Annotated in this window: 13 protein-coding genes and 1 pseudogene; 4 read left to right on the top strand and 10 right to left on the bottom strand. The window is 50.6% G+C overall.

The window, feature by feature from the left end; genetic code table 11:
• The first annotated feature begins 151 nt into the window (after window positions 1–151).
• The 3 genes from DW870_RS08640 to dut are packed head-to-tail and all read left to right on the top strand — an operon-like array spanning window position 152 to window position 1,544.
• A complete protein-coding gene (locus tag DW870_RS08640; RefSeq protein ID WP_158565192.1) occupies window positions 152–601 on the top strand; it encodes a LysM peptidoglycan-binding domain-containing protein in 450 nt (149 codons plus the stop codon).
• Window positions 602–652: 51 nt separating this feature from the next.
• Window positions 653–1,096 (top strand): transcriptional regulator NrdR, encoded by a 444-nt coding sequence (gene nrdR / locus DW870_RS08635; protein ID WP_022093781.1) that lies wholly within the window; start codon window positions 653–655, stop codon window positions 1,094–1,096.
• 4 nt (window positions 1,097–1,100) lie between these two features.
• On the top strand, window positions 1,101–1,544 hold the full coding sequence (gene dut / locus DW870_RS08630; protein WP_117877489.1) for a dUTP diphosphatase: 444 nt from the start codon (window positions 1,101–1,103) through the stop codon (window positions 1,542–1,544).
• Window positions 1,545–1,937: 393 nt separating this feature from the next.
• Here dut and DW870_RS08625 read toward each other — a convergent pair whose 3' ends face one another.
• On the bottom strand, window positions 1,938–3,239 hold the full coding sequence (locus DW870_RS08625) for a glycosyltransferase (RefSeq protein ID WP_117877487.1): 1,302 nt from the start codon (window positions 3,237–3,239) through the stop codon (window positions 1,938–1,940).
• 118 nt (window positions 3,240–3,357) lie between these two features.
• Between DW870_RS08625 and DW870_RS08620 the strand changes: the two genes are divergently transcribed.
• On the top strand, window positions 3,358–4,296 hold the full coding sequence (locus DW870_RS08620) for an NAD(P)/FAD-dependent oxidoreductase (protein ID WP_117877485.1): 939 nt from the start codon (window positions 3,358–3,360) through the stop codon (window positions 4,294–4,296).
• A gap of 158 nt (window positions 4,297–4,454) precedes the next feature.
• Here the strand turns inward: DW870_RS08620 and mobQ are convergent, their stop codons facing one another.
• From mobQ to DW870_RS08560, 9 genes and pseudogenes are all read right to left on the bottom strand, one after another.
• Window positions 4,455–5,426 carry a MobQ family relaxase gene (mobQ, locus tag DW870_RS08615; RefSeq protein WP_117736842.1) on the bottom strand — a complete coding sequence of 324 codons (972 nt, stop codon included), beginning with the start codon at window positions 5,424–5,426 and terminating at the stop codon, window positions 4,455–4,457.
• Window positions 5,427–5,720 carry a DUF3847 domain-containing protein gene (locus tag DW870_RS09335; protein ID WP_021631985.1) on the bottom strand — a complete coding sequence of 98 codons (294 nt, stop codon included), beginning with the start codon at window positions 5,718–5,720 and terminating at the stop codon, window positions 5,427–5,429.
• Between the two features lie 300 nt (window positions 5,721–6,020).
• The gene (tet, locus tag DW870_RS08605) at window positions 6,021–7,958 is read right to left on the bottom strand and encodes a TetM/TetW/TetO/TetS family tetracycline resistance ribosomal protection protein (RefSeq protein WP_117877483.1); all 1,938 of its coding nucleotides are present in this window, start codon (window positions 7,956–7,958) and stop codon (window positions 6,021–6,023) included.
• Window positions 7,959–8,284: 326 nt separating this feature from the next.
• On the bottom strand, window positions 8,285–8,743 hold the full coding sequence (locus tag DW870_RS08600; RefSeq protein WP_117877481.1) for a PcfB family protein: 459 nt from the start codon (window positions 8,741–8,743) through the stop codon (window positions 8,285–8,287).
• A 42-nt stretch (window positions 8,744–8,785) separates the two neighbouring features.
• Window positions 8,786–8,998: a DUF5348 domain-containing protein gene (locus tag DW870_RS08595; protein WP_106999785.1), complete on the bottom strand. Its 213-nt coding sequence runs from the start codon at window positions 8,996–8,998 to the stop codon at window positions 8,786–8,788.
• A gap of 101 nt (window positions 8,999–9,099) precedes the next feature.
• A pseudogene (locus tag DW870_RS08590) lies at window positions 9,100–10,004 on the bottom strand (DUF6017 domain-containing protein).
• Between the two features lie 699 nt (window positions 10,005–10,703).
• Complete coding sequence (erm(B), locus tag DW870_RS08575) at window positions 10,704–11,441, bottom strand: 23S rRNA (adenine(2058)-N(6))-methyltransferase Erm(B) (RefSeq protein WP_002292226.1); 738 nt, start codon at window positions 11,439–11,441, stop codon at window positions 10,704–10,706.
• Between the two features lie 124 nt (window positions 11,442–11,565).
• Window positions 11,566–11,649 carry a 23S rRNA methyltransferase attenuation leader peptide gene (locus DW870_RS08570; RefSeq protein WP_001865637.1) on the bottom strand — a complete coding sequence of 28 codons (84 nt, stop codon included), beginning with the start codon at window positions 11,647–11,649 and terminating at the stop codon, window positions 11,566–11,568.
• 72 nt (window positions 11,650–11,721) lie between these two features.
• Window positions 11,722–12,114 (bottom strand): hypothetical protein, encoded by a 393-nt coding sequence (locus tag DW870_RS08560; RefSeq protein ID WP_233547413.1) that lies wholly within the window; start codon window positions 12,112–12,114, stop codon window positions 11,722–11,724.
• Between the last annotated feature and the right edge of the window lie 170 nt (window positions 12,115–12,284).

Here is a 12,284-nt window from a genome sequence, read left to right as displayed (position 1 = left end):
TCTACCCATGTCAAACAAATGTTCGAATTTTGCTTGACAGGAACAACTGTTCGAAGATAATAATAACCGAACATTCGTTCTCGCGCTAGACATTTTTGTCCGCGCGGCTTGATAAAACTGTTCTCAGCAAAACACGCGAGAGGAGAACATGATGAACGTAACGAATATGGTCCAGGGAAACCTCGCCCTTAAGCTCGAGACGCCTACAGAACCCACTTTTACGGTTGTTCAGGGTGGCCGCTCCGGCTTTCAGCCTTTGACCGTAAAGCCTGCGCGCAATCAGCAGGCTGTAGTCGCGCCGGCCCGCGTTGCCCTGAAGGTTCCGACGATTGTCGCCGTCGCCGTTGCGCTTACGCTCTTCTTTGTCCTCGCTATGTCGGTCTTTAGCGCTCGTCACGCCGCGTATGCCGAGTCCGTTTCCAACATTACCTACGAGACCATTCGCGTTCAGCCTGGCGATTCTCTTTGGTCGCTTGCCGAAGAATATCCAATCGAACGCCTTTCCACGCAAGAGACTTCCGACATGATCCGTAGCGTCAATCATCTGGAGCATGGTTCGCTCGCCGCCGGTGCGCATCTTAAGGTTCCTGCTCGTTCGTAATCATTATCGCGCTGCGCATGGTACCCTTGTTATCGTTTAAGAGGAGGTACCATGCGCTGTCCCAAATGCGGCAAGGCACATACCCGCGTTGTTGATTCCCGTATGCAGGAGTCAAATAACACCATTAAGCGCCGTCGCGAATGTTGCTCGTGTAACTATCGCTTTACAACGTTCGAGCGATGCGAAGACCCAATCGAGGTCATTAAGTCAGACGGAACCAAGCAGCGGTTCGATCGCAATAAGCTGCTCGTCGGCTTGATGCGCGCCACCATCAAGCGCGATATCGACACTAAGAAGCTCAATGAGATTATCGATGACATCGAGGTCGAGCTTCGCTCTCGCACGCTGACGGCCGTCACGTCCCATGAGTTGGGTGACATGGTGCTCAAGCGCTTGGCCAAGATCGACAAGGTTGCGTACATCCGTTTTGCCTCGGTCTACCGCGATTTCAAAGACGTCGATGAATTTCTGCAAGAGCTCGACAAGCTAAGGTGATTCCATGTCCAACATTACCGTCAACATAAAGCGTCTCGACCCCACCGTCGAGCTTCCCAAATACGCCCATCCCACCGATGCCGGCTTGGATTTGCGCTCCAACGAGGACTGCGTCCTGAAGCCCTTCGAACGCCGTCTGGTCTCTACGGGGCTGGCCATCGCCCTGCCCGATGGCTACGCCGGCTTCGTTCAGCCCCGCAGCGGCTTGGCCATCAAGCAGGGCCTGTCTATAGTCAACACGCCGGGCCTCATCGACGCCCACTACCGAGGAGAACTCAAGGTTATCCTCATCAACCTGGATCCCTCCAATAACATTCAAATCAATAAAGGCGACCGCATAGCCCAACTCGTCATCCAAGAAGTCCCCACGGTCAATCTCATAGAAGTAGAAGAACTAGACGAAACCGACCGAGGCAAAGGAGGCTTCGGCTCCAGCGGCATCGCCTAGGGCGCCCGTATCCCTCCCGCCCGCCTCTCACACATATCATTCCATGCTCAAACATTCTCGCGTCGCTTCGCTCGCTGCGAAACTGCGCGTGGAACGATATAGGTAAGCCCCGGGCGGGCGGCTACTCGCTTGAGATAATATTTACTTTTCTAGTAAGTCGATGCGATGAAGGGACGCCTCCTTTGTCGCATCGACTTACTGTATTTATTTTTTCTGGTTCCCCTTTGCAGATTCTACTGGTGGGGAATCTGGTATAGCCGCTGGTACGTTAACGCAGCTTACCTGCGGGAGGCCCCTATATATCGTCCCGCGCGCAGTTTCGCAGCGAAGCGAGAATGTTTGAGCACGGGATGATATATAGGGGCCTCCCACAGGTAAGCGGACATTAAGACGCTACCTGATATGCGCAGGTTTTTCGCCCCAGTAGAAGCGGCAGAAGGCTCGTTTGCGCTTTTGGGGTTTGCCTACGAGTTCCATGGTGGCGATGGCGATGTCTTCGGCTGCGTGGGGACGGCGCAACACTTCGCCGTTGATGAGCAGCGCCTTGAGCGACTCCGGATGATCGTGGAGATGGCGCAACGTCACGATGAGCTCTCGTGCCGTGGTGACGTGCATGCTGGCGCCCATGCCGGTGAGCATCGTGGTGTTGGCCTTTTCCTGGCCATAGGACTTGCCCAGCAGGATCATCGGCAGATGTGCGCAGAGGCACTCGGTGACCGTGAGTCCGCCCGATTTGAGGATTGCCAGGTCGCAGCCATGCATGAGGGCCGCCATGTCGTCGACATAGTCCAACACCGTGACGTTCTCGAGCTTCATGGCATCGAAGAGCGTCTTCAACCGGGTGGCATACTCCACGTCTTTGCCAGGTAAAAAGACAAAGTGCATGTCTTCGAAGCTGCGCAGGAAGGGAAGTGTGTGGTCCATCGCCGCGCGAAATCGGACGTAAGGCTGAGGCAAGCTGGCACCGGCCATTACCAGCACGACGGTCTTGTCGGTGGGGAGGTTGAACTTGGTTAGCTCTTCCTCGCGATCATAATCCGTGTCGAATCCCGCGCGAATAGGAATGCCGGTAATGCGAATCTTTGCCTCGGGCACCTTGCGCGGACGCAGCGTTTCGGCCATAAATTCGTTGGCAACACAGAATAGATCGGTGTCCTTGTGGGGCCACCAGCCCTCGACTTCGTAGTCGGTCGGCACGCAGATGACCGGATAATCGATACCCGTAATTACGCGGGCGCCCACGGCGACATTGGCTGCTGTGATGTGCGTTGCGACCACGGCTATGGGCCTGCGGCTACGAATATATTCGTTGAAGGCGGGGAACATAATTCGCGACCATGCTGTGCCGCCGCCCCAGAGCAGATGTCCCGTAAGCGTATATCGCCAGGTCAGGTCGTAAATGGGGCGCGTGGCTCCCGTAAAAGAAGCCGCGGTTTTATTGCCGTCGAATTTAATACGTCCAAAATCAAGGATATCGAGTACTTCAATCTCAACATCCTCGGGGATGCCATTGTTGCCGCGGATGAGGTCGAATGCCTGCGCAATCGCATTTGCGGCGGCCTTGTGGCCCGAGCCGACCGAGGCGTGCACGATGGTCACGAGAGGTTTTTGCTGAGCCGAGAGCGTGGTTTTCTTCGATTGGGGAGTGCTGAGCGTAAGCAGGGGAGCGTCGTCGCTCGTCTGCGTCTGATCCATCGATAACTCCCCTTCGACGTTGTAACATGGATTTATCATTGTAGTGCATGAGTGTCACGTTCACGTAAATTTGGGTATGAGCGCAAAGAACGACAACGTTTCGACGAAAGGACGCTTCATGACTACCGATAAGCCGATCGATGTTGCGATTATCGGTGGCGGCCCCGCGGGCTATGCTGCCGCCATTTATGCTGCGCGTGCCAACCTGACGACGACCGTGATTGAGCAGGGCATGTCGGGAGGGCAGATCGCCACAACCAATGAGGTCGAGAACTATCCGGGTTTCCCGCTCCTGAGTGGCGCCGAACTCGGCGAGCGTTTTCAGCAGCATGCAGAGGGCCTGGGAGCACAGGTTACATGGAGCATGGTTACGGGTATCGATTACGATGCCGATGCAGCGTTGTTTACGGTGCATCACGATATGGGCGATACGCTGGCCTCGAGCGTTATCGCTTGCATGGGTGCCACGCCGCGTCCGGCAGGTTTCGCAGGCGAGGATACGTATCGCGGTCGTGGCGTTTCGTATTGCGCGACGTGTGACGGCATGTTCTTCCGTGGCAAGCGGGTCTTTGTTATCGGAGGCGGCAATTCGGCATGCGAGGAGGCGCTGTTCCTGGCCGACATTGCCAGCAGCGTGACCATCGTGCTGCGTCGCGATCAGTTCCGTGCGCCTGGTGGTGTTGTTCAGAAAGTACTCGAAAAGGATAATATTACAGTTAGGTACCAAACTAGTATTGTGGAGCTATCGGGCGAAGCCATGCCAACGACGATCACCTTTAAGGATAATGCATCCGGGGAAACTCATACCGAGTCATTTGAGCCCGGCTCATTCGGCATCTTTGTTTTTACGGGGACGCAGCCCCATACCGAGCTTGTTGAGCATCTAGTCGACCTGGCTCCCGACGGCGGCATTGTCACCGACGATTCGATGGCCACCCGTACACCTGGTCTATTTGCCGCTGGCGACATCCGTTCCAAGCGCTTACGCCAGGTTGTGACCGCCGTTTCTGATGGAGCCATAGCGGCAACCAGCGCATACGCTTTCCTTCGCGCATAAGTACGATAATATATCTTATGTAAGGCTGTTATATTTAATCATTTAATAGATTTCTAATTATCTCTTTAGATGTTCTTATATGCCGGTATAGCCCGTTATTCCGGGCTTTTCCGGCACTTTTCATATCGGAAGAACCTCACAAATCTTTTTATTACCCCTCATGTTTTCGCTCTCAAAAGTAGTAAAAGCAGTAGTAAATTCTGCGTACTACTTATGCCGCCTTGGTTTCCTCGGCGCTTGGCGGCAAGGGTCGGGGCCTGGGGCTTGCTCAATTCTTCTTTTATGGCCTTAATCCAATCCGTCAGGCCGGCGATTTTCTTCCGAATATCCCGCAGAATGTTGTTGGCCTTTTTTATCCAGCGGTTCAGATCGCCCTTGTCGGTGGGGATGCCCTTGGCCTCCATCTGGCGGACGGCCACGCCCTCATGGACGGTGGGCAGCAGGTCAAGGCCCTGACGCTCATAGGAGCGGTGGTCGATGCGGCAGGTCAGCCCCTTTTCCTCAAACTTGGCGTTCACCATAGCGGCCCACGCCTCCCGCCAATGTTCCAGTGTTTCCGGGCTTCCCCAGTCGGTAGTGGGAACAGCGTCAAAGAGGGGCTTGCCGTCCTCTCCCATAATGCGGTTCCCGTCCTCGTCCAGACGGTAGCGGCGGCGCTGCTTGCACCCCCATTTGCCGTCTGGCTCAATGGGCCGGATGGGGCAGAGAACATGAAAGTGCGGGTTAGGAATACCGCCGTCCTCCTTGTCCGGCTGGTGGATGGCAAAGTCGGCAATCATGCCCCGGCCCACAAGCTGCTCCGAAACAAATTGCCTTGCAAGAGCGATGTTTTCCTCCAATGAAAACTCGTTCTGCAAGGCAATGTCAAAGCTATATGCAAGCTGGGCTTTCTTGCCGCGCTCGGCCTTCTCCACGGCGTTCCAGAGGGTGGCGCGGTCTTGGTACTGGTTGGGGGCCTGGGGCGGCAGGAGAATGTCTGTGCAGACCACGCCGCCCTTGTGGGTGTAGTCGCTGACCTCGCCATAGTATTCGCTATACAATTTCTCCCCGGCTCGGTAGGCGGCGGACGTGACAACAGACTGTCCCGCGCTCCGTTTGACCTGGGTAACGTGGAGATGGAACAGGGCCAATTATCCGCTTTCCTGCTGGTCAGTGGCTTGGCTCACCAGGGCGGCAACTTCCGGCAGGGAAAAGACCTTTTCCATCAAAAGAAAAAAGGCCCTTTCGCTCATGCCGCGCACCTCCGGGGCGATACTCTCCACCGCTCCGCCACGGGTGATAAGTCGGTGGTTTCGCTTCTTCCTTTCGCCTTGGGTGTAGTAGCGGATGCGGTTCTCATACCGCTGGCCTCTGTGCTGGTACTGCTCCAACTTAGCGGTGGCCTCAGCATACTCTTTCTCTAATTCTTCGCGTGACTTGTCCATCGTGTTTGACCTCCTTCTTGGCAAAACAAAAGACCGTCTACCTGCTGTGTCGGGTAAACGGTCAAGGGTAACGGTATTCGGTTTTAGCCTCGCTGGAAAGGTGCAGACGCAGAGCGGATGTACCTTTCCAGCGAGGGCGCAGGGATAGCCGCAAAGCGGTACAAGGGGCGCAGCCCCTTGTACGGAGCGGAGCGACGCAAACGGCCCGGACTTTCGGAAGTCCGGGCCGTAGCCTCGCAGAGCGCACGATACATGGTCGCAGACCATGTATAGAAGTGCGCCCTTTGTTCCAAAGGGATTTTATAAGTCCATCATTGATGGGAGAATTTTGTTGAACATATGGCGCACCTTATCAATCCGGGTGTTTGGGCGGCGTGGCTGAAAAACTGGTTCGCCGCTGGCGATTTGATACCCCTTCAATTCTGTTAAACAAACGCTTCTCCCGTTTGTATAACAGGTGTGGTCATTGCGGTACTCTTGCACACAGCGGGCAGGGATTTCGCCAGTAAAAATCACCTCGCTGTTTTTAACCTGGGTCGTTTCAATACTCGCGCAATATTTTGGTGCGTCATGATAAGCTCTGGAGAGATATTCCTGCGGCGCATAGAGTGTAAAAGAAAGATATGGTTCCAATAGCTGCGTCCCCGCCTTTTTCAACACCTGCTCCAATACAATAGGTGCCAATGACCGAAAGTCTGCGGGAGTGCTGACCGGACTATAATAAAGCCCATACTCAAAACAGATTTTACAGTCCGTTACCTTCCATCCATACACGCCTTGTTCCAGACCGTAGCGGATACCATCCAATACAGCGTTTTGAAAACTCTGATTCAAGTATCCAACGGAAACTTTGCTCTCATACTGCACTCCGGTGCCAAGGGGGAGAGGGGTGACGGACAGCCCGATGGACGCCCAGAATGGATTGGGCGGCACTTCGATATGAATGGTGTGACTTACCGCTTTCAATGGCCTCTCCATATAGATGACGGCAGGTTCTTTTGCAGTTGTGTTGAGCTGATATTTTTCCACCAGAAGATCAGAGATAATTTCCAATTGTACCCGGCCCAAAAAGGAGAGAATGATCTCATGGGTCACAGCGTCTACTTCATAGCGCAGAAGCGGGTCGGTATCCGCAATTTCTGTCAAGGCGTTTAACAAGCGTTCCCTCTGTTCTGGTTTCTCTGGTGCAATTGTTGTCCGCAGCAAAGGGAGAGGATTGTCGCTCCACGTTTCACGGGGCAGCAGCAGTTTGTTTCCCAGCACATCATTCAGCCGCAAACTGTCGCAGGGTACAATGACGATCTCGCCCGCATGGGCAATCTCTGTTCGGACAATCTCACCCTTTGAGGGGATACGCATTTCCGTAATTTTCAGTTTTTCTTTCCCTGCCAAGGCTACGGAATCCCGCAAATGAAGCGTACCGCTATACAACCGCAGATAGGCAAGGCGTTGGCTCTGGTTTGCGTACTCAACTTTGAACACAGCTCCGCACAATTCAGAGCTGTTCTGCCCGGTGGGTGATTGGAATGTATCTGTGACCGCTTCAATGAGTTGTCGGATTCCCAAGTTTACCTTGGCACTGCCATGATAGACCGGAAACAGAGAGACGCTTTGGATTCTCCTGTTTTCCTCCCGCAGAAGTTCTTCTTTGTCCATTGGTTCTCCGGCAATATATTTCTCCAACAATTCATCACAGTCCGCAATCACGGTATCCCAATTCTCCAGCCCCATGTTTTCCATGATGGATATATCCGGGGAAAGCTGCACGTTCTGCTTAATAATCATATTTGCGGAGAGCTTATCTCGGATAGACTGATACACACCTGGCAGGTCAATCCCGTCCTGGTCGATTTTGTTAATAAAGATAACAGTTGGGATTTTCATTACTTGCAGAGCATGAAACAGAATACGGGTCTGCGCCTGAACGCCGTCTTTTGCAGAAACAACCAAAATCGCTCCGTCAAGAATGGCAAGGGAGCGATAGACCTCCGCTAAGAAATCCATATGCCCAGGAGTATCCACAATGTTGACCTTACAATCGTGCCACTGAAAGGAAGTGACCGCCGTTTGAATGGTGATTCCACGCTGCCGCTCTAAAAACATGGTGTCCGTTCTCGTTGTTCCCTGATCCACACTGCCGGGCGCCTCGATTGCTCCGCTGGTATATAACAGGCTCTCCGTCAAGGTCGTCTTACCTGCGTCTACATGAGCAAGAATGCCAATATTGATGATTTTCATATGATTGTCCTCCATACAAGGCCCAGAAGGGCGCAAAAATCCCCAGCGACAAATACTTTTACCGCTGGGGATGATAGGTAGGACACACATGAAAACTGCGGCCAAGGCTGGCCGTTGTCTATCACGATATGAAATGAAAAGGCAAAAGTATTCTTAAATTGGGTACAAAAACCAAGCCCTCTCCTTGAGGACGTTTGTCTTTGTTCCCATTATCAAATTTTATTTAAGCATACCTTGCCGCATATTGATAAACTCCTTTGCTTGGATTTTTATAGTATAGCATATCAAATTCCCAAAAGCAACCCTGTTAAGATAAATTTTTTCTGTCACTGCACCTCCATATCTCTCTCGTGTATACGCCATACGCAACTCTTTTCTTTCAGGACGGCAAGGGCTTTTCGGATGGAGGGGCGTTCCTGCTGTTGGAGCTTCTTGGCTGTAAACTCCTTAAACGCCTGTTCCAGATTGTCCGCCTGCTTGGATTTGAAGATCACGATATACCGGGGCGGATGGGTAGTGCGGTCTTTCCGCAGGGTAAAATCAATGTCGTATTTCTTGGCGCAGGGCTTAAACAGGCCAATGTTGGCGTCGGTGATCTCAATGTTGGACAGGGCGGAACCGTCCTTTTTGAGCTGCCGTAAGCTCTGCTGGCCGTGATGGGCCTTACCCGTCCCTTTCTGCCGGGCGGACAGATATTTTCGGATGGCCGCTTGCAGCACTTGGGCGGTGAGCTTGCCCGTCTTAACCGCTAACGCTATGGTTTTCTGGTCTACTTCTTCCTGCAACTGCTATCCCTCCTTTGGAAAGTCAGCAGGCAGGCGGATGGCTTAAATCCGCACCCGCAGGCCGGAGAGGTCGTTGGCATGGATTCCCACCAGATACCAGTTCTCGGCCATTTCAATGCGGGTCGGCCTCCATCTGCCGCCCACCATCACATCAAAAGTTTCTCCGCAGTGCAGGCCGCCGTAATAGTCCGCAAGGTCAAAGCGGATGTCGTAGCGGTCTGTCTGCTCGTCAAAAATCAAAGCACCCTGTTTCATAGGGCCGTCCTCCTTTCTCGTCGTCACAAGCTCCATATCGCTTGTTTCCACGCAAGCGTGAAAAGCTCGCTCATTTCGCTGTTCCTCCTCTCCCCACAAAATCACCGATTTTGCGGGGTTCCCCAACTGCCTGTGTTCATGTCGTGGGCCACCAGCGCCGTGTAATAGCCGTTGATGGTGCTTGGGGCGTTGAACAGAACCGCCAGCAGGTATTTTTTGATGTTCCGTATTTCCGTGGTGTTTTTGCTGATACAGTCAAAGACAAACTCAATGTGAGAACTGTTCAGCTTCATCAGCTTGGATTTCACCAGCTCGGCGGGGTAATCGTCCCCGGCAATGCGGATGGTCTTTCGGGCGCTGCATACGGTTTCCACCAGCAAGTCCACGATCTCGTCCAGCATATCCCGGTCAATCCCCTTGGCGTACTGGCAAAGGTGTTCATACTCGATGTTGTCCTTGATGATCTCCCGATAAATCTCTACGGCGCTCTGTGACTTCGCTCCCGTTCCTTTCCGTTCCGGCGGCGCAGCCGCTTCTTCCCCCAAAGGAGAGGGAGGGGAAAGGATAGGAATGGAATCGGTATTTGATCCATCTGTAATTGATTTCTCTTTACTTGATCTATCTTTATTTAATTGCGTTGGTTTTTCCTGCGTAGGCTTTTCCTGCGTTGGATTATCCAATGTTGGATTTTCCAATGTAGGTGAATCCGGCACAGGCTGGGGCTGTTCGTAAATGATGTAATCCGCCCCGCGCGGCCTTGGCTGTCACGCTCACGGGAACGCACGATATAGCCCGCCTGTTCCAGCTCCCGGACAGCCGCCCGGATCGCGTCGATCTGCTCCCGGTTGATAAGGGACAAGCCTTTCAGCGTAAAATCCCAATCCTCCGGCAAGGACAGCATTTGCGACAGCAGGCCCTTGGCTTTCAGGGACAAGTCCTTGTTCCGCAGGTGGTGGTTGGACATCACCGTGTAGCCCCGGTTTTTCTCCACTCGAAAAACTGCCATCTCGTCGTCCACTCCTTTCACTTGAAATTTCACCGCGCCGTCAAGGGCGGTGAGCTTGCCCGGCTGGTAGGGACATTCCTCATACACACAAAACTGGTACTTCCAGTGCGGGCGGTAGAAACGGCAGGTGCCGCAGCCCTCCGGCGCTCCGGCCTCGCCACTGTCAAAATGATCTGCGCCCGGCCTCGTCTGCATGAGCTGTTCAAAGGCCCGGTCGCTGCCGGAAGTAAAGTACATAGGCGGTCGCCTCCTTTCTGGTTTTGGGCGCAAAAAAGCGGCGTCCTGATCTCCCCAAAGGGGAAAAGAGAACGCCGCTGTCTGCGGTGTCGTATTCAATTTTCGATGTGTCACTATTTGGGCGGTGGGCTTCACGGGAGGAAGAAGCGTGTCAAAGCTCAATCCGAAAGTAGTAAATCGGTAGTAAATTCAGTTCTTATATCCCGTGAAATGCCCGTATTTCCGGGCTTTTTGGAGATAATCAGAGTTGTTATAATAATATTGTTGCCACACTTAGGACATTTTCCTACAAGGGGTCCCGAGCGCTTAGTGGGAATTTGTACCCCTTATCGATACAAATTCCCCGTAGGCGCTAGGGACCTCTTTAGCTTCTTGGAAGCTGTCAGTAGTATATCTAATAATTTATCTCCATTCCCTTTAGTAACGTGTAACTTTCCAAATTTAAAAAAGCGACTCATAGAATTATTTCCTCCCGTTAAATAATAGATAACTATTAAAAATAGACAATACTTGCTCATAAGTAACGGTACTTAAATTGTTTACTTTGGCGTGTTTCATTGCTTGATGAAACTGATTTTTAGTAAACAGTTGACGATATTCTCGATTGACCCATTTTGAAACAAAGTACGTATATAGCTTCCAATATTTATCTGGAACATCTGTGGTATGGCGGGTAAGTTTTATTAAGACACTGTTTACTTTTGGTTTAGGATGAAAGCATTCCGCTGGCAGCTTAAGCAATTGCTGAATCGAGACTTGAGTGTGCAAGAGCAACCCTAGTGTTCGGTGAATATCCAAGGTACGCTTGTAGAATCCTTCTTCAACAATCAGATAGATGTCAGACGCATGGCTTTCAAAAACCACTTTTTTAATAATTTGTGTGCTTAAATGGTAAGGAATACTCCCAACAATTTTATACCTCTGTTTGTTAGGGAATTGAAACTGTAGAATATCTTGGTGAATTAAAGTGACACGAGTGTTCAGTTTTAATTTTTCTGACGATAAGTTGAATAGATGACTGTCTAATTCAATAGACGTTACCTGTTTACTTATTTTAGCCAGTTTCGTCGTTAAATGCCCTTTACCTGTTCCAATTTCGTAAACGGTATCGGTTTCTTTTAAATTCAATTGTTTTATTATTTGGTTGAGTACTTTTTCACTCGTTAAAAAGTTTTGAGAATATTTTATATTTTTGTTCATGTAATCACTCCTGAAGTGATTACATCTGTAAATAAATACAGAAGTTAAACGATTTGTTTGTAATTTTAGTTATCTGTTTAAAAAGTCATAAGATTAGTCACTGGTAGGAATTAATCTAACGTATTTATTTATCTGTGTAATCACTGTTTTTAGTCTGTTTCAAAACAGTAGATGTTTTATCTACATTACGCATTTGGAATACCAACATGACGAATCCCTCCTTCTTAATTACAAATTTTTAGCATCTAATTTAACTTCAATTCCTATTATACACAAAATTTTAAGATAAATCAATAGCTGTTGTTAAAATATCGCTTGCTGAAATAGTTTCTTTTTCCGTGTGAATATCAAAATCAATAAAGAAGGTATTGATTTTTCTTAAATTGTTTTCAGAATGTCCTTTAGTGTATGAACGGTTTTCGTCTGCATACGTACCATAACGATAAACGTTTGGTGTCCAATGCGTAAATGTATCTTGATTTTCGTGAATCGCTTCTTCGGAAGTCAGAACAACGCCACGTCCGCCAATCATGCTTTTTTTTGAGCGATACGCAAAAATAGCCCCTTTACTTTTACCTGGCTTGGTAGTGATTGAGCGAATTTTACTATTTTTAAATTTGTACTTTAACAAGCCGTCATGAAGCACAGTTTCTACAACAAAAGGGATATTCATTCAGCTGTTCTCCTTTCTTACGAAAATTAATTAGTTAGAAGCTACGATCAAAGTTGAATCACAACAAAAAAGGCAATCAACTAAGTTTTTCTTAATTGGGTTGATTTCCGGTCTCAACCGAACACATTGAGCTGACGGCACGCTCCCGCAGTTAACCGAACGCCCCCGCG

Origin of the sequence: Collinsella sp. AM38-1BH, from assembly GCF_003467545.1 — a bacterium.
Classification (GTDB): Bacteria; Actinomycetota; Coriobacteriia; order Coriobacteriales; family Coriobacteriaceae; genus Collinsella.
Note: the sequence above shows the minus strand (reverse complement) of the source record. Positions and strands in the feature narration are given on the sequence as shown.

Coding starts and splice junctions, on each gene's coding strand:
- DW870_RS08560 (WP_233547413.1), bottom strand. CDS start 12,114: ATGAATATCCCTTTTGTTGTAGAAACTGTGCTTCATGACGGCTTGTTA.
- tet (WP_117877483.1), bottom strand. CDS start 7,958: ATGAAAATCATCAATATTGGCATTCTTGCTCATGTAGACGCAGGTAAG.
- DW870_RS08595 (WP_106999785.1), bottom strand. CDS start 8,998: ATGAAACAGGGTGCTTTGATTTTTGACGAGCAGACAGACCGCTACGAC.
- DW870_RS08620 (WP_117877485.1), top strand. CDS start 3,358: ATGACTACCGATAAGCCGATCGATGTTGCGATTATCGGTGGCGGCCCC.
- nrdR (WP_022093781.1), top strand. CDS start 653: ATGCGCTGTCCCAAATGCGGCAAGGCACATACCCGCGTTGTTGATTCC.
- DW870_RS08570 (WP_001865637.1), bottom strand. CDS start 11,649: ATGTTGGTATTCCAAATGCGTAATGTAGATAAAACATCTACTGTTTTG.
- DW870_RS08640 (WP_158565192.1), top strand. CDS start 152: ATGAACGTAACGAATATGGTCCAGGGAAACCTCGCCCTTAAGCTCGAG.
- dut (WP_117877489.1), top strand. CDS start 1,101: ATGTCCAACATTACCGTCAACATAAAGCGTCTCGACCCCACCGTCGAG.
- DW870_RS08625 (WP_117877487.1), bottom strand. CDS start 3,239: ATGGATCAGACGCAGACGAGCGACGACGCTCCCCTGCTTACGCTCAGC.
- DW870_RS09335 (WP_021631985.1), bottom strand. CDS start 5,720: ATGGACAAGTCACGCGAAGAATTAGAGAAAGAGTATGCTGAGGCCACC.